This is a genomic window from Thioclava sp. JM3, from assembly GCF_002213185.1.
GTDB classification, from domain to species: domain Bacteria; phylum Pseudomonadota; class Alphaproteobacteria; order Rhodobacterales; family Rhodobacteraceae; genus Thioclava; species Thioclava nitratireducens.
Map to the genome: position 1 here is coordinate 428161 of NZ_NBOB01000001.1, position 19955 is coordinate 448115.

Annotated in this window: 23 protein-coding genes and 1 riboswitch; of the genes, 3 read left to right on the forward strand and 20 right to left on the reverse strand. The window is 65.2% G+C overall.

Annotation, left to right across the window (positions count from 1 at the left end; all coding sequences use genetic code 11):
• Nucleotides 1–11: 11 nt before the first annotated feature.
• Nucleotides 12–416 (reverse strand): DoxX family protein, encoded by a 405-nt coding sequence (locus tag B6V73_RS02035; RefSeq protein WP_088724372.1) that lies wholly within the window; start codon nt 414–416, stop codon nt 12–14.
• Between the two features lie 127 nt (nt 417–543).
• On the opposite strand from B6V73_RS02035, the gene B6V73_RS02040 reads away from it, so the two are divergent.
• Nucleotides 544–1437, forward strand: coding sequence for a LysR family transcriptional regulator (locus tag B6V73_RS02040; protein WP_088724373.1), 894 nt, complete (start codon nt 544–546; stop codon nt 1435–1437).
• Between the two features lie 4 nt (nt 1438–1441).
• Here the strand turns inward: B6V73_RS02040 and B6V73_RS02045 are convergent, their stop codons facing one another.
• The 19 genes from B6V73_RS02045 to B6V73_RS02135 all read right to left on the reverse strand — a co-directional run bounded on the left by B6V73_RS02045 (nt 1442) and on the right by B6V73_RS02135 (nt 17459).
• Nucleotides 1442–1999, reverse strand: coding sequence for a helix-turn-helix transcriptional regulator (locus B6V73_RS02045; RefSeq protein WP_075774948.1), 558 nt, complete (start codon nt 1997–1999; stop codon nt 1442–1444).
• A gap of 30 nt (nt 2000–2029) precedes the next feature.
• Nucleotides 2030–2533, reverse strand: coding sequence for a hypothetical protein (locus B6V73_RS02050; RefSeq protein ID WP_143597853.1), 504 nt, complete (start codon nt 2531–2533; stop codon nt 2030–2032).
• Nucleotides 2534–2613: 80 nt separating this feature from the next.
• Nucleotides 2614–3123 carry a PepSY domain-containing protein gene (locus tag B6V73_RS02055; RefSeq protein WP_075774950.1) on the reverse strand — a complete coding sequence of 170 codons (510 nt, stop codon included), beginning with the start codon at nt 3121–3123 and terminating at the stop codon, nt 2614–2616.
• 138 nt (nt 3124–3261) lie between these two features.
• Nucleotides 3262–4494, reverse strand: coding sequence for a tryptophan synthase subunit beta (gene trpB / locus B6V73_RS02060; protein ID WP_088718523.1), 1233 nt, complete (start codon nt 4492–4494; stop codon nt 3262–3264).
• 105 nt (nt 4495–4599) lie between these two features.
• Nucleotides 4600–5286 carry a phosphoribosylanthranilate isomerase gene (locus tag B6V73_RS02065; RefSeq protein ID WP_088724375.1) on the reverse strand — a complete coding sequence of 229 codons (687 nt, stop codon included), beginning with the start codon at nt 5284–5286 and terminating at the stop codon, nt 4600–4602.
• A gap of 1 nt (nt 5287) precedes the next feature.
• Nucleotides 5288–5644 carry a LapA family protein gene (locus B6V73_RS02070; protein WP_240497095.1) on the reverse strand — a complete coding sequence of 119 codons (357 nt, stop codon included), beginning with the start codon at nt 5642–5644 and terminating at the stop codon, nt 5288–5290.
• A gap of 6 nt (nt 5645–5650) precedes the next feature.
• Nucleotides 5651–5938, reverse strand: coding sequence for an integration host factor subunit beta (gene ihfB / locus B6V73_RS02075; RefSeq protein WP_075774953.1), 288 nt, complete (start codon nt 5936–5938; stop codon nt 5651–5653).
• A gap of 302 nt (nt 5939–6240) precedes the next feature.
• A complete protein-coding gene (rpsA, locus tag B6V73_RS02080) occupies nt 6241–7920 on the reverse strand; it encodes a 30S ribosomal protein S1 (RefSeq protein ID WP_075774954.1) in 1680 nt (559 codons plus the stop codon).
• Nucleotides 7921–8117: 197 nt separating this feature from the next.
• Nucleotides 8118–8717 carry a glutathione peroxidase gene (locus B6V73_RS02085; RefSeq protein ID WP_088724376.1) on the reverse strand — a complete coding sequence of 200 codons (600 nt, stop codon included), beginning with the start codon at nt 8715–8717 and terminating at the stop codon, nt 8118–8120.
• Between the two features lie 96 nt (nt 8718–8813).
• Nucleotides 8814–9380, reverse strand: a complete 567-nt coding sequence (locus B6V73_RS02090; RefSeq protein ID WP_088722849.1) for a hypothetical protein — start codon at nt 9378–9380, stop codon at nt 8814–8816.
• A 9-nt stretch (nt 9381–9389) separates the two neighbouring features.
• Entirely contained in the window at nt 9390–9998 is a 609-nt protein-coding gene (locus B6V73_RS02095; RefSeq protein ID WP_088724377.1) for a d(CMP) kinase, read from the reverse strand.
• A gap of 48 nt (nt 9999–10046) precedes the next feature.
• On the reverse strand, nt 10047–11393 hold the full coding sequence (gene aroA / locus B6V73_RS02100) for a 3-phosphoshikimate 1-carboxyvinyltransferase (protein WP_088724378.1): 1347 nt from the start codon (nt 11391–11393) through the stop codon (nt 10047–10049).
• A 59-nt stretch (nt 11394–11452) separates the two neighbouring features.
• Complete coding sequence (locus B6V73_RS02105; RefSeq protein WP_075774958.1) at nt 11453–12199, reverse strand: tRNA (guanine(46)-N(7))-methyltransferase TrmB; 747 nt, start codon at nt 12197–12199, stop codon at nt 11453–11455.
• Between the two features lie 33 nt (nt 12200–12232).
• Nucleotides 12233–12679 carry a DMT family transporter gene (locus B6V73_RS02110; RefSeq protein WP_075774959.1) on the reverse strand — a complete coding sequence of 149 codons (447 nt, stop codon included), beginning with the start codon at nt 12677–12679 and terminating at the stop codon, nt 12233–12235.
• Nucleotides 12680–12889: 210 nt separating this feature from the next.
• Complete coding sequence (gene metK / locus B6V73_RS02115) at nt 12890–14056, reverse strand: methionine adenosyltransferase (RefSeq protein WP_088724379.1); 1167 nt, start codon at nt 14054–14056, stop codon at nt 12890–12892.
• Between the two features lie 7 nt (nt 14057–14063).
• Nucleotides 14064–14113, reverse strand: a riboswitch (SAM-SAH riboswitch).
• Nucleotides 14114–14123: 10 nt separating this feature from the next.
• Nucleotides 14124–15689 carry an apolipoprotein N-acyltransferase gene (gene lnt, locus B6V73_RS02120; RefSeq protein WP_088724380.1) on the reverse strand — a complete coding sequence of 522 codons (1566 nt, stop codon included), beginning with the start codon at nt 15687–15689 and terminating at the stop codon, nt 14124–14126.
• 18 nt (nt 15690–15707) lie between these two features.
• A complete protein-coding gene (locus B6V73_RS02125; RefSeq protein WP_232621786.1) occupies nt 15708–16475 on the reverse strand; it encodes a hemolysin family protein in 768 nt (255 codons plus the stop codon).
• A 161-nt stretch (nt 16476–16636) separates the two neighbouring features.
• Nucleotides 16637–17134, reverse strand: a complete 498-nt coding sequence (gene ybeY / locus B6V73_RS02130; RefSeq protein WP_088724381.1) for an rRNA maturation RNase YbeY — start codon at nt 17132–17134, stop codon at nt 16637–16639.
• Entirely contained in the window at nt 17124–17459 is a 336-nt protein-coding gene (locus B6V73_RS02135; RefSeq protein WP_075774964.1) for a DUF6476 family protein, read from the reverse strand. Before B6V73_RS02135 ends, ybeY begins: the two co-directional genes overlap by 11 nt.
• On the opposite strand from B6V73_RS02135, the gene B6V73_RS02140 reads away from it, so the two are divergent.
• The gene (locus B6V73_RS02140) at nt 17458–18510 is read left to right on the forward strand and encodes an RluA family pseudouridine synthase (RefSeq protein ID WP_088724382.1); all 1053 of its coding nucleotides are present in this window, start codon (nt 17458–17460) and stop codon (nt 18508–18510) included. The genes B6V73_RS02135 and B6V73_RS02140 overlap by 2 nt on opposite strands.
• Nucleotides 18507–19949 carry a cardiolipin synthase gene (gene cls / locus B6V73_RS02145; RefSeq protein WP_088718513.1) on the forward strand — a complete coding sequence of 481 codons (1443 nt, stop codon included), beginning with the start codon at nt 18507–18509 and terminating at the stop codon, nt 19947–19949. The genes B6V73_RS02140 and cls overlap by 4 nt, the downstream gene beginning before the upstream one ends.
• The last annotated feature ends 6 nt before the right edge of the window (nt 19950–19955 follow it).

The following is a 19955-nucleotide window of genomic DNA, read 5'->3' on the forward strand; positions in this document are numbered from 1 at the left end:
GTCTCCTCCTGTCATTTCCGGCTCAAAGGGCGCAGCGCATAGGCGCCGTCACCCAGAGCAGCGAGCGTGAATTGCACGATGGCCCACATCACCGGATATTCCCAGCCGCCGCCTTGGTTCGAGAATCCGAAGCCGTTGCCCCAGTGCGCCGTGAAGGCCGCGCCGAGCAGGATGAACCCGAGCCCGAAAGAGACGATCCGCGCATATATGCCGGTGAGCAAGGCGATACCGCCGAGGATTTCCGCCGCCATCGTCACGATGCCGAGCCAGCCGGGCAAACCCAGCGATTCAAAGAAACCCATCGTGCCGGCCGGAGTGAAAACGAAAAGCTTCGTCAGGCCGTGGGTGAGAAACAGCGCCCCGGTCAGAAGGCGCAAAACGAGGATGCCGTAGGGGGCGAGTTTGGTGTCGATCATGGTCTATCTCCTGCAACCGCACTCTGTGTGCGGTGTGTTCGCGTTACAGCGAGGAAATTAGCCGTTCCGTTAGTGAATAAAATGGATATTATCTGGAATGAATTTTACCATTTTGTTCTGAAAAGCGATGGATATCACCGAACAGCTCCGCGCCTTCGTCGCGACCGCCCGCGCCGGCTCTTTCACCGCGGGGGCGGAGCAATTGGGCATCTCCAATCGGCTCGCCTCGAAATACGTGGCCGAGCTGGAGGAACGCCTTGGCACGCGCCTTCTGCAGCGCACGACGCGGCGGATCGGGCTGACCCCTGCGGGCGAACGGCTGCTGGCCGATGCGCCGGGCGTGCTCGACGGGCTCGACGATCTCTTGGGCGCGGTGTCCGAACAGTCGCGGGGCTTTTCCGGCGTGCTGCGGATCTCCGCGCCGGTCACTTTCGGCGAGGTCTATCTGGCCGAGATGCTCGCGCGCTTCGCCGCACCGCACCCCGATCTGGTGATCGATCTGACGCTCTCGGATGCACCGACCGATCTGGCCGCCGAGGGGATCGACCTCGCTTTCCGGATCGGGCAGCTGCGCGATCAGGCTCTGCGGGCGCGCAAGCTGGGCGAGATCGGGATGCGCGTCGTGGCCTCTCCGGCCTATCTCGAACGGGTGGGCCGTCCTGCGAAGATCGCCGATCTGACCGATTACCGCTGCATCCATGACAGCAATCACAGCGCGATCCCGCATTGGCGGCATCGTGAGAGCGGCGAGATCACCACCCTGCCCGTTCCCGCGCAAATCCGCGTCAACAGCGCCCGCGCGGCCTGCGAGCTGGCGCTGGCGGGCCACGGCATCGCCTATGGGCCGGACTTCGTGCTGGGCCCCGAAATCGCAGCGGGGCGGCTGGTCTCGCTCTTTCCGGAGGAAATGCTGCTGCGCATCCCGATTCACGCGGTCTATCTCGACGGGCCGCGGCTGCCGCGCAAGCTGCGCGCGTTGATCGAGTTCGCCTACGAGGATACGCGCCCCTTCCGGGCCTGAGCGCTCAGCCCTTGACCGTCGCCGTCACGCCGCGCGTGGCCGACGTCTCGGACCGCTGTGCGCCTTGGGCGCGCTGGTCCATCATGTCCTCGACGAAAAGGCTCAGAAGCGCGCCGCGTCCGTTCACCCCGGCTTTGCGGTAGATTGCCGCGCTCTGCGCCTTGGCGGTGCCCTCGGAGGTCCCGCGAAGGGCCGCGATTTCCGCCGTGCTGAGCCCCTTTATCGCGAACAGCGCGACGTCGCGCTCTGCCGCCGTGAGGCCCCAGTCCGAGAAGCGTTCTTCCAGAAGGTCTTCGAAGGCCGAGGTCGCCCGGTCCAGGCGCGCCTGCGCCCGCGCCCCCTCACGTAGTGCCCCCGCCAGAGCGAACGCCCCGAGCGCGAGACCCAGAACGAGGCCGAGAGCGGCGCCGATTTCGAGGAATTCGCGGTTCTGCCAACTGATCGGCGCCGGGTAGAGACCGAAGATCGACAGCAGGATGTCGGAGATGAAGAACAGCGCGCAGACCGCTTGGAAGAGCAGGATCGCCCCCACAAGCACCGCCCGGCGCAGCCGCGACGTCATAGCGCCGCTCCCGTCGACCGCTGCGGGGCGTCAATCATCCGCACTGTCTCCGCCGCTATCGCTGCTATCGCTGCCCCCGCCATCGTCGCTGCCGCTGTCGTGGCTTCCGCCATCGTCGCTGCCGGCGCTGGACCCGCTGTCGGATCCGCTATCCGAGTCGCTGCCGCCATCGTCCGACCCGTCGTCGGAGCCGTCTCGTCCGGATGTGGCGCCCTGTCCGGCATAGGAGTTCGATCCGTTCCCGCCCAATGGCGTGTCGTTCAGGATCGGCCTGCGGCTGGAGCGTGACAGATCGCGCAGGATCTCGCCGCTGCGCGGATCGAGGACGATCTCGCGCTCGACACCTGCCCGGGTGCCGGTGATGCGCACGCGGCCCAACAGGGTCCGCTGTACGTCGATGCCATGATAGCCGTAATCTTCGAGCTGTCGGGTGACCGCCTCGCTGGCGCTCTCGGCACGGGCGAGGCCGGGCGCGAAAGGCACGCTCAACGCGCCGATCAACGCGGCTATCGCCAAGTCTCTGCGCAATCTCATCGGCTCCTCCTCCCGCGCGGATACGCGGCTCTTGCGGGGATTATGCCCGGCGCAGGGAGCGCCGGGCAAGTCCGTTCGGATCAATCATCGTTGCTGTCATGCGAGCCGCCGTCATCCGACCCGCTGTCATGCGAGCCGCCGTCGTCGGAACCGCTGTCATCCGAGCCGCCATCGTCCGAGCCGTGGTCGTCCGAACCGTGATCGGAATCCGACATGGTGTGATCGCCGTCGCTGCTGTCATCCATGCCCTGATCGTCGCTACCGTTATGGTCGTCTTCGCTGCCGTCGTAGAAATCTTCCGATTGCTGACGGACGCTGACGCCCTGCGTCATGTCCTCGCCCGCGCGCGTCCGGTAGGTTTCCTGTTTCTGGATCTTGCCGGTCTCGCGGTCATAGACCACTTCGATCTTGGTGCCGTCGGGGTTGTAGCCCTCGGCCTTGACCTGGGTCGGGCCGACCTTGATCTCGATGCTGGTGAAGCCATTGGCCTGAAGATCGGCGGCGATGCCGTCCGTGGACACTTCAGCCTGCGCCATATGCGCTGAGACCGCGAATGCCGCGAGTACGGCGAGGGTAGATTTCATCTTCATCGTCTCTCTCCTCCGATGGGAATTGCGCCGCGGGCTGCGACGTCGGGGGAGAGGGTCGGCGGACAGGGCCCGCCGGTCCATTGACAATTGGGTTATGTCAGCACATTCGGCCTGCCGTTGCAGGACATAAACCTGAGTTTATGCCTGCATATCGAAGCCGAGATGCTTCGCGACGGCGAAAATGTCCTTATCGCCGCGCCCGCACATGTTCATCACGATGATATGGTCCTTGGGCAGATCGGGAGCGATCTTCATCACATGGGCCAGCGCGTGCGAGGGCTCGAGCGCGGGGATGATCCCTTCGAGACGGCAGGAGAACTGGAACGCCTCCAGCGCTTCCTTGTCGGTGATGTTCACGTATTCGGCGCGCCCGGTGTCATGCAGCCAGCTATGCTCCGGCCCGATTCCCGGATAGTCGAGCCCGGCCGAGATCGAATGCCCTTCGAGGATCTGCCCGTCCTCGTCCTGCAGCAGGTAGGTCCGGTTGCCATGCAACACGCCCGGACGCCCGCCGGTGAGCGAGGCGCAATGCTCCATCTTCTCGTCGACGCCGTGACCGCCGGCTTCGACGCCGATGATGCGCACGGACTTGTCGTCGAGGAACGGGTAGAACAGGCCCATCGCGTTCGAGCCACCGCCGATCGCCGCGATCACGGTGTCGGGCAGACGGCCCTCGCCTTCCTGCTCTTCAAGCTGCCAGCGCACTTCCTTGCCGATGATCGACTGGAAATCGCGGACCATCGCCGGATAGGGGTGCGGACCGGCCACCGTGCCGATGCAGTAGAACGTGTCGCGCACATTGGTCACCCAGTCGCGCAGCGCATCGTTCATCGCGTCTTTCAGCGTGCCGCGGCCCGATTTGACGGGCACGACTTCGGCGCCCAGCAGGCGCATGCGGAAGACGTTGGGCGCCTGACGCTCGACATCGGTCGCCCCCATATAAACCACGCATTTGAGGCCGAATTTCGCGCAGACCGTCGCGGTGGCCACGCCATGCTGGCCCGCGCCGGTCTCGGCGATGATCCGGGTCTTGCCCATGCGCCGTGCCAGCAGGATCTGCCCCAGCACGTTGTTGATCTTATGCGCGCCGGTGTGATTCAGCTCGTCGCGCTTGAGATAGACCTTCGCGCCGCCCAGCTCTTCGGTGATGCGGGGCGCGAAATACAGCGGCGACGGACGGCCGACATAGTGCTTCCACAGATCGTCCATTTCCGCCCAGAAATCGGGATCGGTCTTGGCCTTCTCGTATTCCTCTTCGAGCGCGAGGATCAGCGGCATCAGCGTCTCGGACACGAAGCGGCCACCGAAAATGCCGAACCGCCCATTCTCGTCGGGCACATTCATGAAGGAATTGATCAGATCGTCAGCCATGGCTCACCTCGCGCTTTTCGTGACGACGGGTCTAGCGTCAAAGCGGGGCAAGATAAATCCCTGCCCCGGCCTCAGACCAAAAATACTCGATTGCGCCGGGCCCGGCTACGCCCCGTCGGCCCCCTGACGCGCGGCGTGGACGAAGGCGCGGATTTTCTCGGGGTCTTTCACGCCGGGCGCGCTTTCCACGCCGGAAGAGACATCGACCTGCCGCGCGCCGGTCAGCAGGATCGCTTCGGCCACGTTTTCGGGCGTCAGCCCTCCGGCCAGCATCCACGGTTTTTCCCATTTGCGCCCGGCGATCAGCCGCCAGTCGAAGGAAAGCCCGTTACCGCCCGGAAGCTCCGCCTCTTTCGGCGGCTTTGCGTCGAGCAGAATCTGGTCGGCCACCGCCTCATAGTCCGCGATCTTCGGCAGATCGGCCGCATCCGCGACGCCCACGGCCTTCATTACGGGCAGACCGAACTTGGCGCGGATCTCGGATACCCGCTCCGGCGTCTCGGAGCCGTGAAGCTGGATCATGTCAAGCGGCACGGCGTCCGTGATCTCGGTGAGAAGCTCGTCGCTCGGGTTCACAACCAACCCGACCTTGGCGATGCCGGGTTCCACCTCCTGCGCCAACTCGCGCGCCTCGGCGATCTCCAGATGACGCGGGGATTTCGGGAAGAAAACGAAGCCGACATAGCGCGCCCCCGCCTCGACGGCGGCGGCGATATCCTCGGCCTTGCGCAGCCCGCAGATCTTGACCCGGGCGAGACCCTGCGCGTTGCGGTCTATGGCGACGGTCGGCATCTCAGCGCGAGGGCTGGTCGAGCAGCGCCAGCACGTCGTCCTTCGGGCCGGTCTTGTCGTGGCGCAGGGTTTGAACCTCCGCCTCGAGCTTGCGGGCCTTGCGGTTCGACTGGCGGGCATCGCGGCGCAGACGCGCCTCGCGCGCCCATTCCCAGACGAAACCGATCAGCAGGCCGATCAGAACGCCCGCGAGGATCACGAGGAACAGCGGCACCTGAACAGCCCAGTCCCAGCCAAGGAAGCTGCCCGCCTCGAGCGGCAGCACCCGCAGCGTGACGATTTGACGATTGGCCAGCGCCAGTCCGATCAGGACCACGGCGAGCAGGCCGAGAAACAGCAGCCGAAGCGCTCGAATCATTAGCTCTTATTCCTCTTTCCCGTTCAGCCGGTCGCGCAGCAGTTTACCGGTCTTGAAGAAGGGTACATGTTTTTCCTCGACCTCAACCGCTTCGCCGGTGCGCGGGTTCCGACCGGTGCGCGCGTCGCGCTTCTTGACGGAAAAAGCCCCGAAGCCGCGCAGCTCGACGCGGTCGCCCGAGGCGAGCGCCTCGGTGATCTCGTCGAAGATCGTGTTCACGATTTTCTCGACATCCCGCTGGTAAAGATGCGGATTCTCCTCGGCAATCTTCGTGATCAACTCAGAGCGGATCATCTTGTTATCTCCCCCACGGGCTTGGCCGGGTGAGCTCCCGGCTCTCACATGCGTCAGAGTGCAATTATAGGACCAATCGGGTCAGCGCGGAACAGCAAAGACCCGGAAAATCCACGTAAAATCGAGCCCCTAGCGGTCTGCCGCCGATAGAACCGCCTTCGCAATCGCAGAAAATCGGCCGATCGCCCGCCCACGCGTCACCCTGTGCGCGAATCGCTGTTGCACATCGCCAAGCCTTTGCAGGAACGAAAAAGGCCCCGCCAAACGGCGGGGCCTCCGGATGGACCGAGCGGTCCGATCTCTTACTTGTCGCCCTTGAGCGCGGCGCCCAGGATGTCGCCCAGCGACGCACCCGAGTCCGACGAGCCATACTGTTCCACGGCTTCTTTCTCTTCAGCGATCTCGCGCGCCTTGATCGACACACCCAGCTTGCGGGTCTTGGAGTCGACGTTGGTCACGCGGACATCGACGTGATCGCCAACCTGGAAGCGCTCGGGGCGCTGGTCGGCACGATCGCGGGCGAGGTCCGAACGGCGGATGAACGACTTCATGCCGTTGTATTCCACCTCGACGCCACCGTCTTCGATCGCGGTCACGGTCACGGTCACGATCGAACCACGCTTCACGCCGTCAACGGCATCCGAGAACGTGTCGGCGTCGAGCGCCTTGATCGAGAGCGAGATACGCTCCTTGTCGGTGTCCACTTCGGTGACAGCGGCCTTGACCATGTCGCCTTTGCGGTAGTCCTGGATCGCATCCTCGCCACGCTGTTCCCAGCTGAGGTCCGAGAGGTGAACCATACCGTCGATGTCGTTCTCGAGGCCAACGAACAGACCGAACTCGGTGATGTTCTTGACTTCGCCTTCGATGACGGTGCCGACCGGGTGGGTCTCTGCGAAGACTTCCCACGGGTTGCGCATGGTCTGCTTGAGGCCAAGCGAGACGCGGCGCTTCGCGGTGTCGATCTCGAGGACCATGACGTCGACTTCCTGGCTCGTCGAGACGATCTTGCCGGGGTGGACGTTCTTCTTGGTCCAGGACATCTCGGACACGTGCACGAGCCCTTCGACACCCGGCTCCAGCTCGACGAACGCGCCGTAGTCGGTGATGTTGGTCACGCGGCCGGTATGCACCGAACCCAGAGCGTACTTCGATTCCACCGAGTCCCACGGATCCGACTGCAGCTGCTTCATGCCGAGCGAGATGCGGTGGGTTTCCTTGTTGATCTTGACGACCTGGACCTTGACGGTCTCGCCGATCGACAGGATCTCGGACGGGTGGTTCACGCGGCGCCATGCCATGTCGGTGACGTGCAGCAGACCGTCGACGCCGCCCAGATCAACGAACGCACCGTATTCGGTGATGTTCTTGACCACACCATCGACGACCTGACCTTCGGAGAGGTTGGCGATGACTTCGGCGCGCTGTTCGGCGCGGCTCTCTTCGAGGATCGCACGACGCGAGACAACGATGTTGCCACGACGACGGTCCATCTTGAGGATTTGGAACGGCTGCTTGAGACCCATGAGCGGGCCAGCGTCGCGCACCGGGCGCACGTCAACTTGCGAGCCGGGCAGGAACGCGACAGCGCCGCCCAGATCGACGGTGAAGCCGCCTTTGACGCGACCGAAGATGGCGCCTTCGACGCGCTCTTCCTTGGCGTAAGCTGCTTCGAGACGATCCCATGCCTCTTCGCGGCGGGCTTTCTCACGCGAGATCACGGCTTCGCCGCGGGCGTTCTCGACGCGGTCGAGATACACTTCGACTTCGTCGCCGACTTCGATCTGCGGAGCCTCGCCGGGGTTGGCGAATTCTTTCAGTTCGACGCGGCCTTCCATTTTGTAGCCGACATCGATGATGGCCTGGCCCGCCTCGATGGCGATGACCTTGCCTTTAACAACCGAACCTTCGTTCGGGGTGTCGATTTCGAGGCTCTCGTTCAGAAGGGCTTCGAATTCGTCCATGGTTGCATTTTGCGACATGCGTTCAGATTTTCCTTTTCATCTTCGGTTTTCTGGCCTTGCGGTTGGCTCCGCCGGTCTTTCGTTGGAATGTCCGTGCTGCAATAGCGCACAGGCCGGGTGAGTCCCGACCTGCCTCAGACCGCGCCGATATAGGCGCGATCAACCATTATCGCAAGCATTTATTGCGTCCTGAGCAGGCCGTGGCGGCCTCTCGCTCAACCGTGGCTCGCACTGGCGAGAGCGGCCTTGACGTCGCCCAGCATCCACGACGAAAGCGGGGAAGTGCTGGCGGGATAGGTCGCGATCACCGATCCGTCGCGACCCAGCAGCACCTTGTTGAAGTTCCAGCTCGGCTCGAACCCCTCGGTGTCATGCATGTAGCGGTAGAACGGATGCGCCTGCGGCCCCTTCACCTTGGCCAGCTGCGCCATCGGCAACTCGGCCCCGAAGGTCAACGCGCAATAGCGCTTGGCCTCCTGCGCGGTGGAGAGTTCCTGATGGAAATCGTTCGACGGCACGGTCAGAACGACCAGCCCGTCGCGTCCGTAGGTCTCGGACAGTTTCTGCAACTCGGTGAACTGGGGCGCGAAGCCGCATTTGGATGCGGTGTTGACCACGAGCACGACCTTGCCACGAAAATCGGAGAGCGACACTTTTCCGCCTTCGACCAGATCGAAGGACAGATCGCCCGGCACCGGCGTCGCGGAGTGCGCCTTGACCCGGAGCGGTTCGGGAAGCGGATTGTCGGCCCGCGCCGGAGCGGTCAGGGACGCGGCGCCAAGACAGATGCAGGCCAAAGCCAGGGGCAAGCGCATCGGACCTTCCTCATGTAGTTTCCACGTACCTCTAACGCAGCGAGGCGGGAAAAGGTTCACCATTTCGTGATTATATATTTCGGATGTTTCTTTTCCTCAATCGCAAATGCGATCGACGCGGCGATATTTCGGCACCGGGAATTCCGGTATTTCCATGGGATCACGGGGCTTTACGCCAGGGCGCACCGCTTCCGGTGCGGTGGTCACGCTGTCGAAATCGAGCGCGAGACGCTGGCAAATTCCGAGGCTTTTCTGCGCTATCGCCCCCAGATCGCTCAGATCGACCAGATGCCCGCCCTTTCGCGCGAAGCCCGTGACGCCGAAATCGAGCGGCGGATCGAGGCGCAAGCGCTCGGTGTCGGGACCGAAGAGCGTCGCACCGCCTTTCCAATCCCCGGCAGGTCCAAGCGCCACCTGCAGCTCGAACCGGCCCGGCGGCACCAGCAGGCGAAAGAACTCCCCACCCTGCGCATAGGCCCCCATCACGTCCTGCCCGGTCATGGCATCGCGCAGCACGATGTAGAGATCGCGATCCGGGGCGGATTTGATCTGCAACGGCATGGTGCGCGGCAGGTCCGTCTCGCTCCATAACAGGCCCTGCGGGCGCTCCTCGGCGGTCGCCTGAGAGGCTAGAACCAGCAAGAGGAGCCCCCAGCGAAGCATCGCCGCCCCCTAGTCCAGATCGCCCGCGCGGCGGGCCTCGATCTGATCGGCGGCGCGGGCGACCGCCTCTTCGATGCTGAGGTCCGACGTGTCGATCACGAGCGCATCCACGGCCGGGCGCAGCGGACTGTCGGCGCGGCCCATGTCGCGGGCGTCGCGCTCGCGCACCTGTTCGAGCACGTCGGCCTCATCGCCGCCGAGCTCGAGCCAGCGCCGATGCGCGCGCACCTCCGGCGAGGCGGTGACGAACAGCTTCACCTCCGCCTGCGGGCAGATCACCGTGCCGATGTCGCGCCCGTCGAGCACCGCACCGCCCTCTCGCGCCGCGAAATCGCGCTGAAACGCCACCAGAGCCGCGCGCACCTCGGGGATCGCGGCGACGATCGAGGCCGCCTGCCCCGCTTCCATCGTGCGCAGATCGTCGCGCTCCAGATCCTCGGGGCGGAGCGCCTTGGCCGCGGCGACGGGCTCCAGGCCCTCGGTCTCGGATTTCATGCCGACCGCGCGATAGAGTGCACCGGTATCGAGATGCGCCAGCCCAAACCGCTCGGCCACGGCGCGGCTGATCGTGCCCTTGCCAGCCGCGGCGGGGCCATCGATGGCGACGGTAAAGCGCATGAACGGTCCTTTCTTCTCACAGCGACGCGGACAGCCGCCCTGCCCGGCTCAACCTTCGCGGACGATCTCCGCACCCAGCTGCGCCATCAAATCTTCGAAGATCGGGAAGGAGGTTGCAATGGGCGAGCCGTCATCGACCGAAACCGGCTTCTGCGCAGCCATGCCCAGTACCATGAAGCTCATCGCGATGCGGTGGTCGAGATGGGTCACGGCGGTGCCGCCGCCCGGCACGCCTTCGGGGCCGCAGCCATGCACGATCAGCGTATCCTCGTCTTCCTCGATCTTGACGCCGTTGGCTTCCAGCCCGCGCGCCATCGCGTCGATCCGGTCGCTTTCCTTGACGCGCAGCTCATGCACGCCGGGCATGCGCGTCACGCCTTCGGCAAAGGCCGCGACGACCGAAAGAACGGGATATTCGTCGATTTGGGAGGAGGCGCGCTCGGCGGGCACGTCGATCCCGTGCAGCTTGGAATAGCGCACGCGCAGATCGGCCACCGGCTCGCCGCCCTCTTCGCGCTCGTTCTCGAAGGTCAGGTCCGCACCCATCTCGCGCAACGTGATGAAGATCCCGTTGCGGGTCGGGTTCTGGCTGACGCCCGGCACCACGATCTCCGAGCCCGGCACGATAAGCGCAGCGCAGACCGGGAAGGCCGCCGAAGACGGATCGCGCGGCACGGCGACCTCCTGAGCCTTCAACTCAGGCTGGCCCTGCAACGTGATCACATGGCCCTGATCGGTCACTTCGGTGGTGATCTCGGCACCGAAGCCGCGCAGCATCCGCTCGGTATGATCGCGGGTCGGGGTCTTCTCGATCACGACGGTCTGACCCGGCGCGTTCAGCCCCGCCAGCAGCACCGCCGATTTCACCTGCGCAGAGGCCATCGGCGTCGCATAGCGCACGGGCGCCGGGCTCGGCGCGCCGAGTATGGTCATCGGCAGACGACCGCCATGACGCCCGAAAGCTTGCGCGCCGAACAGACGGATCGGGTCGGTGACGCGGCCCATCGGGCGTTTGCGCAAAGACCCGTCGCCGGTGAAGGTCGCCACGATCGGCGAGGTCGCCATCGCGCCCATGATCAGGCGCACGCCGGTGCCGGAATTGCCGCAATCGATAACATCTTCGGGCTCGGCAAAGCCGCCCACGCCCACGCCATGCACCGACCAGCTGCCGGGGCCGTGCTGCGTGACCTCGGCGCCGAAGGCGCGCATCGCCTTGGCCGTGTCGAGCACGTCTTCGCCTTCGAGCAGGCCGGTGATCTTCGTCTCGCCCACCGAGAGCGCGCCGAGGATCAGCGCGCGATGGCTGATCGACTTGTCGCCGGGAACCTCCGCCGTGCCCTTGAGGGGACCGCAGGCGTGCGAGGTCATTTTGATCGGTGTGCCGTGGCCGGACATGATGCCTCCCTAATTTCAACGCGCCCCTGTTAGCGCGATCCGGCGGGAGGCGGAAGGGCTCAGATCCGCCGATAGGTCAGGTAATGCGGCTTGCGGCCCTCACGCAGCGCTTTCTGTTCGTAGCGCGTCGAGAGCCAGTCCGCCCACGGTGTATCCCAATCGCCGGAAACCGGCTGCGGATCGTCGAAATCGAAGGCGGCGGGCACCTCGAACAGCGGCTCGAATCCGGCCTGCGGGACTTCTTCGACCGTCTGGCGGACATAGTCGGGGATGTCGGTCGCCACGCGGAATTCCGATCCCGGTTTCAGCGCGCGGTGCAGCGGTTCGAGATGCTCCTGCGTCACGAAGCGCCGACGATGGTGCTTCGATTTCGGCCACGGGTCTGGATAGAGGAGAAACGCCTTCGAGATCGAGCCCTCGGGCAGCACATCCATCAGGTCGCGCGCATCGCCGGGATGGACCGAGACATTCGGTATCTTCTCGCGCCGCAGCTTACCCAAAAGCATCGCCACGCCATTGACGAAAGGCTCGCAGCCGATGAATTCCACGTCCGGATAGGTCTGCGCCATATGCGCCAGATGTTCGCCCCCGCCGAAACCCACTTCAAGCCAGACCGGCTTGCCCTTGAACCGCGTCTCCATGTCGAGCGGCTCGCGGTCGGGGTTCTCCTCCCAACCGACGGGACCGGGCAGACGGCCCGGCAGGTCCTCGCGCAGATATTCCTTCTGCGCCTTGTTCAACGTCTTGCCGTGGCGGCGACCATAGAAGTTGCGCCAGGGCTGTTCGGGGGTGTCATTCTCGCTCATGGGAGGGGCCTCTAGCGGCGTCTCTCGAAAGGTTCAAGCCTTCTGAATGAGGAACAGCCCCAGGCACATGAAGCCGATCCCCGCCCCACGCATCAGAGTGATCGGCCGGACCAACGCGCCAAACAGTCCGAACTGGTCGATCGCGGCGGCGGCGATCATCTGGCCCAGCAGCACGAAGAACACCGCATTGCCGACCCCGAATTTCGGCGCGATGAAGGTGATCGAGATCACGTAGAAGGCAACGAGGAGCCCCGCGAGAAACAGATACCAAGGCTGCCCCGGCAGACGTGCGAGCGGCGCGGGACCGACGGTGAAGAGCATCACGATCACCGCACCCGACAGCGCCACGCAGAACAGGACGACCGCCGCGACCGCAGGCGATGCGATCCGCGCGCCAAGCTGGGCGTTGAGCGCGGCCAGCACCGGAATCCCGATCCCGGCGGCAAGCATGATGGCGGCATAGCGCAGGGCGTCGGGCATGGTCTGTCTCCTGTTGTTTTGCGGCGGAGAGTGGCGCGGAAGGTCGGAAGGCGCAAGCTGGATCGCGAAGCGTTCGGTCTGCTCGTCTGCGCGCACGAACCGCGTTGGACGACCAGCCCCAAGGCCGCACCCGCCGCTCAGCACCATCCCCGCAAAAGCAAACGGGCAGAGGTTCCCCCTGCCCGTCGCAAATTCCTGAAAGCTCTCGCCTCAGACCGCCTTCTTCAGCGCCTCGACCAGATCGGTCTTCTCCCAGGAGAAGCCGCCATCGGCCTCCGGGGCGCGACCGAAATGGCCATAGGCCGCGGTGCGCTCGTAGATCGGCTTGCACAGATCGAGCGTCTCGCGGATGCCTTTCGGCGTCAGGTCCATCACCTGCGCCACGGCTTTCTCGATCACCTCGTCGGGCACTTCGCCGGTGCCGAACGTGTCGACATAGATCGACAGCGGTTTCGCCACGCCGATCGCGTAGGACACCTGAATCACGCATTTGCGCGCCATGCCCGCGGCAACCACGTTCTTCGCCAGATAGCGCGCCGCATAGGCCGCCGAGCGGTCCACCTTGGTCGGGTCCTTGCCCGAGAACGCGCCGCCGCCATGCGGGGCCGAGCCGCCATAGGTGTCCACGATGATCTTGCGCCCGGTGAGGCCCGCATCGCCATCCGGGCCGCCGATCACGAAGGTGCCGGTCGGGTTCACCCACCATTCGGTCTCGGGCGTGATCCAGCCTTCGGGCAGCGTCTCGCGGATGTAAGGCTCGACGATGGCGCGGATATCATCCGAGGTCTGATGCTCGTGGGCGTGCTGGGTCGAGAGCACGATCTGGCTCACGCCGACGGGGCGGCCATTCTCGTAGCGCACAGACAGCTGCGATTTCGCGTCGGGGCGCAGCTCGGGCTCGGCGCCGGATTTGCGCGCTTCGGCCAGACGGCGCAGGATCGCGTGCGAATAATGTATCGGCGCGGGCATCAATTCGGGCGTCTCGTCGGCGGCGAAGCCGAACATGATCCCCTGATCGCCGGCCCCGTCCTTGTCGACGCCCTGAGAGATATGGGCAGATTGCGGGTGCAGGAAGTTCGCGACTTTCAGCGTCGCCCAGTGGAACTCGTCCTGCTCGTAGCCGATATCCTTGACGCAATCGCGCACGATCTTGTCGATGCCTTCGAGATATTCGGCGAGCTTGGTTTTATCGGCCAGACCGACCTCGCCACCGACCACGACCTGATTGGTCGTCGCGAATGTTTCGCAGGCGACCCGCGCGTTGGGCTCTGCAGCCAGGAAAGTATCGAGAACGGCATCCGAAATCCGGTCACAGACCTTATCGGGATGCCCCTCCGAAACGGATTCGGAGGTGAAGACGTAATTCGCGCGTGCCATGAAAGGGTGCTCCGTTGTTGATATCCCCACCCCGTCAGGAAGCCGTTGGGGTGGTTCGGCTTTCTAGCTAGGAGCGCCTGCCGGTCGGGTCAATCGAAATACGCGTAAAGAGTGAAAGAAGCGCCAAAGCTGCAACAATCAGCGCAATGAACGGTGCGTCGCCCAGCTTGGAATAGAGCGTCGGCGGCAGGCTTGGCGGCAGCGCCACGTCGAGCTTGCCCATCCGGTCGAGTCCAAGGCTCGCCGTGATCCGCCCCTTGGCGTCGATCATCGCAGTGACCCCGGTATTGGCGTCGCGCGCAAGCGGCAGGCCCTGTTCGATCGCGCGGAGCCGCGCCTGCGCGAAATGCTGATAGGGCCCGCTGAGCGTGCCGAACCACGCGTCATTCGTGACCTGCAAGATCCAGTCGGGCCGCTGCGGGAAGCCGCGCAGATCCTGCGGGAAGATCGCCTCGTAGCAAATGAGCGGCGCAACATGGCCGAGCTTGCCCAGATCGAGCAGCTTCTCCCCCGGCCCGGACGAATAGCCATTGCCGACCTGTGCGGCGAAGGCGGTGATCCCGATCTTCGCCAGCGCATCGCCGAAGGGCATGTATTCGCCGAACGGCACCAGATGGGATTTGTCGTAAAGCGCCTCGATCCGGTCATCGGGGGTGATGACGGCGAGCGAATTGAAATAGCGGCTGCCTTCACTGCGCTGCACCCCCATCGCGAGCGGGATGCCACCCGCCGCCTCGGTCGACATCTCGAGCCCGCCCTGCGGATGGTCGAGCAGGAACGGCACCGCCGTCTCGGGCCAGACGATCAGGTCGGGCTTGGGCTGACCGGGCGCGGGATCGGCCTTCGTCAGGTCCAGCAGGCGCTGGAAGAATTTCATCCGGTATTGCGGCAGCCATTTCAGGTTCTGCGGCGCATTGGGCTGTACCAGACGCAGGGTGATCGGCTCGGGCCTCGGCGCCACCGGCGCGTTGAGCCGCGCCACCCCGCCGAGCCACAGCCCGACCAGCACGACCAGCGCCGCGCCCACGATCCCGAGGGCGGCAGGCATCCGCATCCCGCGCGTCATCGCAGGCGCGCTTGCGATCAGCAGGGTGATCAGGCTCAGCCCCAGCGGCCCGACAAAGGCCGCCGCCTGCGCGACGGGCGAGCCGATCCAGATATGGCCGACCAGCACCCACGGAAACCCGGTGAAGACGTAAGAGCGCAGCGCATCCGAGGCCGCCATGCCAAGCGCGATCCCGAGCGCACGCGAGCGCGGCCCCTGCCCCGCATAGGCCCCGAGCCCGTATCCGATCGCCCAGAATGCGCCCATCCCTGCGGCCATCAGCACCAGCGCGAAAGGCGCCATCCAGCCATAGACATCGGCCTCGACCATGAAGGGTTCGACGATCCAGAACATCGCGGCCAGCGCATAGCCGAAGCCGGTGGCGAACCCGATCCAGATCGTGGAGGCGCGCCAGCGTTCGGCGGAGGCGAACCAGACGGAGGCCGCCAAAGCGGGCAGCGCGATCCACCAAAGGCCAAGCGGTGCCTGTCCGGCGGCGAACAGCACACCGAAAAGCGCTGCCAGAGCCAAGCTCTGCCAGCGCGGGCGCATTGGTGCGCGAAAGCCTTCTCGGAGGGTCGCGATCATGGGCGCGTCATAGCCCGCTCACTCGGCGGGCGCCACTCCCGGCAGACGTACGCGCAGACGTTTGATCCGGCGCGGATCGGCATCGACCACCTCGTATTCGACGCCGTTCTCGGTCACCACGACCTCGCCGCGCGCGGGCACCCGGCCAAGCTGCATGAAAACCAGACCGCCCATCGAATCGATCTCGTCATCGGCCTCCTCGTCGGAGAGCCGCATCCCGATCTGCGCTTCGAACTCGTTGACCGGCGCGCGGGCCTGCACGACCCATTGGCCGGGCTTTTCCTCGCGCCAATAGGCGTCGTCGGCCTCGTCATGCTCGTCCTCGATCTCGCCGATCACCTGTTCGATCAGGTCTTCGAGCGTGAGCAGACCGTCGACCCCGCCATATTCGTCGATCACCAGCGCCATATGGGTGCGTTGCACCTGCATCTTCTGCAAGAGCACGCCGATCGGCATCGACGGCGGCACGTAAAGGAGCGGACGGATCAGCTTGCGCAGCGAGAACCGGCCATTGCCCGATCCGAAGCCGTATTCCAGCGCCAGGTCTTTCAGGTGGACGAGACCCAGAGGCGTATCCAGCGTTTCCTTGAAGACCGGCAGGCGCGAATAGCCGTGCTGGCGGAACTTCTCCACCAGCTCGTCGCGGGTGATGGAGACCGGAACGGCCTCGATCTCGACTTTGGGAATGGCGACATCGCCCACCCGCATCTTGCGCAGGTTCCCCAGCCCCAGCGGCGCTGGCGCGGGTTTGGGCGGCATTTCTACCTGTGGGGCCTCTTCTTCCATTGGGCGTTGCCCGAAAAAGCGGCTGAGCAACCCGCGCGAAGCGGGCTCCGAAGACTGACCGGGTTCTGCGTTTTCCGAACTACCGGTATTGGCGGAGGTAACTCCGTCGGCGACCTGTCCCATTGTTCCTTTCCGAAAGATGACGCGGAATGCGCCTAGTCTTACACATATGGGTTACGAATTCCTACGCTTTCAAGAAGCCGGATTTCGATTTGTTCCATAACTTGCGCATCTTCGTCGCGAATATGGTCATAGCCCAACAGGTGCAGCACCGCATGGATGAGCAGATGCAGCGCGTGATCTTCGACGGATTTGCCTTGTTCTTCGGCCTCCCGGGCGCAGGTTTCATAGGCGATCGCGAGGTCGCCGAGCTCGATCTCACCGAAGACATCGGGCGCGGGCGGTTCGGGATGCGCGCCGGGCTCTTCCGCGCCGCGTTCTTCGGCGGGCCAGCTGAGCACATTGGTGGGCTTCGCCTTGTCGCGATATTCGCCGTTCAGCTCGGCGATGCGCGCATCGTCGCAGGCGAGCACCGAGAGGCGGCAGAGCTCCGTCTCGATTCCGCGATCCTCCAGCACCAGTGACGCGGCGCGGGTCATCAGGTCTTCGAGCCCGACCGTCTCCCAGCGGGGGTCTTCGAGCTCGAGGTCAATTTCCATCGGAATTCCCGCCTTCCGTGCCAAGCGTCAGATCGCCCACCTTCTGCCCGGCCTTGTCATAGACCAACACCTGCCCCCCATCGGTCACCACCACTGTATAGTTGCGCGCGAAGGTCACGGCCTCGGCCTGTGCGCCCTCGGGCAGCGTGATCGCGGCGGGCAGTTGCGGCAGCGGATTGGGTTGCTGCAAGCGGATGACAAGCAGCGCCACGATCGCTACAAGCCCGACGATCATCACCGCCGCAAGCGTGGTCACCAGTATCTTGAGAAAGCGAAGATCGGGTGGCAGCGTGGTGGCAGGCTCTTCGTCAGGCAGGTCGGACATGAATAAGGAAATCCTCAGCATCGAGATCGGACCCGGCATGGGTCCCCGCCTTGATAAGGCCTTGGCGGCGGCTGTGCCAGAGGAAGCGGCGCTCTCGCGCTCGCGCCTGGCGAAACTGATCGCGGAGGGCTCGGTCAGCCGCGAGGGCGTGGCCGTGACCGATCAGAAGACCAAGGTCGCCGAGGGCGAGGTCTATCAGATCGCGCTGGAGCCTCCGAAAGAGGTCGAGACCGTCGCGCAGGACATTCCGCTGGAAGTGCTGTGGGAAGATGACGACCTGATCGTCGTGAACAAGCCCGCGGGCATGGTCACGCACCCCGCGCCGGGCACGCCCGAAGGCACGCTGGTCAACGCGCTGCTGCACCATTTCGGCGGGAATCTCTCAGGGATCGGCGGCGAGGCGCGCCCCGGCATCGTCCACCGCATCGACAAGGACACATCGGGCCTGCTCGTCGTCGCGAAATCGGACCGGGCGCAACACGGGCTCGCCGCGCAATTCGAGGCGCATACGGTTCATCGCCATTACCGCGCGCTTTGTCACGGCGTCCCGCAGGCTTCCGATCCGCGGCTGCGCGGACTGAACGGCGTCAGCTTCGAGCAAGGCGGCGTGCTGAAGATCGTCACGCAACTCGCCCGCCACAAGACCGACCGGCAGAAACAGGCGGTGGTGGCCCATGGCGGGCGGCATGCCGTCACCCGGGCCCGCACGATCGAGGATTTCAACGGAACGGCGGCGCTGATCGATTGCTGGCTCGAGACCGGGCGCACCCATCAGATCCGCGTCCATATGGCCTATGCGGGTCACGGGCTGATCGGCGATCAGACCTATGGCGGCAAGCGCAAGATCTCGGAAAAAGCGGTGGGCGCGGCTGCGGCAGAGGCCGTCCGCGCCTTCCCGCGTCAGGCGCTCCACGCGGCGACGCTTGGCTTCGTTCATCCCTTCACCGGAGAGGAACTGTCCTTCGAGGCGCCCCTGCCCGACGACATGACCGACCTGATCGACGCGCTGCGCGCCGCCTCCATGCCCCCTGCAGGCGGCACCGCCCCGTGAACGTCTGGTGGGCGGAGCTTCTGACGCTGCTGTTTCACTTCGGCAGTCAGGCGCTCGCGCTGCTGCGCGTGTTCACCCGTCCCGACAAGCCGCCCGCGGTGCGCGCAAGCTGGACGGTGCTGATCCTGTCGGTGCCGTTCCTCGGCGTCATCCTCTATATCCTGATCGGGGAGACGCGGCTCAACCAGCGCGTCGCGCGCAAGCTGCAGGCGACGGTCGCCGCCCTGCCCGCCCCCGATCCGGTCGAGCCCGCAGACCTCGAAGCCATCTCCCCGGCCTATCGCGCAGCCTTCGCCCGGGCCGCCGCGATCAACGGCTACGCGCCGAGTAGCGGCGATGCCATCGCCTTCCTGCCCGACCCTGCCGATCAGCTTGAACCGCTGATCGCCGATATCGACGCCGCCACCCGAAGCGTGCACCTCATCACCTATATCTGGCTGACAGACCTGACCGGCATCGCGATGGCCGAGGCGCTGACCCGCGCGGCCGAACGCGGTGTGACCGTGCGCGTCCTCGTCGACGGGCTGGGCGCGCGCGGCTTCATCAAGTCGCGCCACTGGAAGGCGATGAAGAAGGCCGGAGTGAAGACCGCGATCGCCTTTTCCTTCCGCTGGCCGCTGTTCAAGCTCGCGACGATGCGGATCGACCTGCGCAACCACCGCAAGCTCGCCGTGATCGACGGGCATGTGGCCTATACCGGTTCGCGCAACATCGCCGACCCGGAGTTCCGCATCAAGGCGCGCTTCGCGCCGTGGAAGGATGTCATGCTGCGGATCGAGGGGCCGCTCGCCGCCCAGCACCAGCACATCTTCGCGACCGACTGGGTGACGCATAGCCGGGAGGAAATCTCGGACCTCGTGATCCCCACTCCCGCCGCGCCGACCGCGCGGCCCGGAACGGCGGTCGCCTTCGCCACGGGGCCGATGCTGGACACGCGCGGGGTGCCGGATGTGTTCCTTGCGGTGATCGGGGCCGCGCGCGAGACGCTGACCCTCTCCACCCCCTATTTCGTGCCGGGCGAGGAAATCGCCTCCGCCCTGCGCGCCGCCAAGCGCCGGGGGGTGCGAGTGCAGGTGATCGTGCCGAGGCGCAACGACTCGCGCTTCGTCGCCCACGCCGCGCGCAGCTTCTACCCGGTGCTGGCCGAGGCGGGCGTCGAGATCTGGGAGCACGGGCCGGGCCTGCTGCACGCCAAGACCCTGCTGGCCGATGGCCGCGTCGCGATCCTCGGCTCGGCCAATCTCGACCGCCGCAGCTTCGAGCTGAATTACGAGAATTGCGTGCTGATCGAGGACCACGAACTCGGTCTCGAACTGGGCGAACGCCAGCGCCACTGGATCGCGCAGGCCCGCCGCGTCGGACCGGAGCGGATCGCGGAATGGCCCCTGCACTGGAAAATCATCAACAACCTGATGTCGGTGCTCGCGCCGATCTTGTGAAGCGTC

Bases quoted from the DNA above. Each gene is read 5' to 3' on its own strand.
- B6V73_RS02035 (WP_088724372.1), bottom strand. From the start codon at position 416: ATGATCGACACCAAACTCGCCCCCTACGGCATCCTCGTTTTGCGCCTT.
- B6V73_RS02040 (WP_088724373.1), top strand. From the start codon at position 544: ATGGATATCACCGAACAGCTCCGCGCCTTCGTCGCGACCGCCCGCGCC.
- B6V73_RS02045 (WP_075774948.1), bottom strand. From the start codon at position 1,999: ATGACGTCGCGGCTGCGCCGGGCGGTGCTTGTGGGGGCGATCCTGCTC.
- B6V73_RS02050 (WP_143597853.1), bottom strand. From the start codon at position 2,533: ATGAGATTGCGCAGAGACTTGGCGATAGCCGCGTTGATCGGCGCGTTG.
- B6V73_RS02055 (WP_075774950.1), bottom strand. From the start codon at position 3,123: ATGAAGATGAAATCTACCCTCGCCGTACTCGCGGCATTCGCGGTCTCA.
- trpB (WP_088718523.1), bottom strand. From the start codon at position 4,494: ATGGCTGACGATCTGATCAATTCCTTCATGAATGTGCCCGACGAGAAT.
- B6V73_RS02065 (WP_088724375.1), bottom strand. From the start codon at position 5,286: ATGCCGACCGTCGCCATAGACCGCAACGCGCAGGGTCTCGCCCGGGTC.
- B6V73_RS02070 (WP_240497095.1), bottom strand. From the start codon at position 5,644: ATGATTCGAGCGCTTCGGCTGCTGTTTCTCGGCCTGCTCGCCGTGGTC.
- ihfB (WP_075774953.1), bottom strand. From the start codon at position 5,938: ATGATCCGCTCTGAGTTGATCACGAAGATTGCCGAGGAGAATCCGCAT.
- rpsA (WP_075774954.1), bottom strand. From the start codon at position 7,920: ATGTCGCAAAATGCAACCATGGACGAATTCGAAGCCCTTCTGAACGAG.
- B6V73_RS02085 (WP_088724376.1), bottom strand. From the start codon at position 8,717: ATGCGCTTGCCCCTGGCTTTGGCCTGCATCTGTCTTGGCGCCGCGTCC.
- B6V73_RS02090 (WP_088722849.1), bottom strand. From the start codon at position 9,380: ATGCTTCGCTGGGGGCTCCTCTTGCTGGTTCTAGCCTCTCAGGCGACC.
- B6V73_RS02095 (WP_088724377.1), bottom strand. From the start codon at position 9,998: ATGCGCTTTACCGTCGCCATCGATGGCCCCGCCGCGGCTGGCAAGGGC.
- aroA (WP_088724378.1), bottom strand. From the start codon at position 11,393: ATGTCCGGCCACGGCACACCGATCAAAATGACCTCGCACGCCTGCGGT.
- B6V73_RS02105 (WP_075774958.1), bottom strand. From the start codon at position 12,199: ATGAGCGAGAATGACACCCCCGAACAGCCCTGGCGCAACTTCTATGGT.
- B6V73_RS02110 (WP_075774959.1), bottom strand. From the start codon at position 12,679: ATGCCCGACGCCCTGCGCTATGCCGCCATCATGCTTGCCGCCGGGATC.
- metK (WP_088724379.1), bottom strand. From the start codon at position 14,056: ATGGCACGCGCGAATTACGTCTTCACCTCCGAATCCGTTTCGGAGGGG.
- lnt (WP_088724380.1), bottom strand. From the start codon at position 15,689: ATGATCGCGACCCTCCGAGAAGGCTTTCGCGCACCAATGCGCCCGCGC.
- B6V73_RS02125 (WP_232621786.1), bottom strand. From the start codon at position 16,475: ATGGAAGAAGAGGCCCCACAGGTAGAAATGCCGCCCAAACCCGCGCCA.
- ybeY (WP_088724381.1), bottom strand. From the start codon at position 17,134: ATGGAAATTGACCTCGAGCTCGAAGACCCCCGCTGGGAGACGGTCGGG.
- B6V73_RS02140 (WP_088724382.1), top strand. From the start codon at position 17,458: ATGAATAAGGAAATCCTCAGCATCGAGATCGGACCCGGCATGGGTCCC.
- B6V73_RS02135 (WP_075774964.1), bottom strand. From the start codon at position 17,459: ATGTCCGACCTGCCTGACGAAGAGCCTGCCACCACGCTGCCACCCGAT.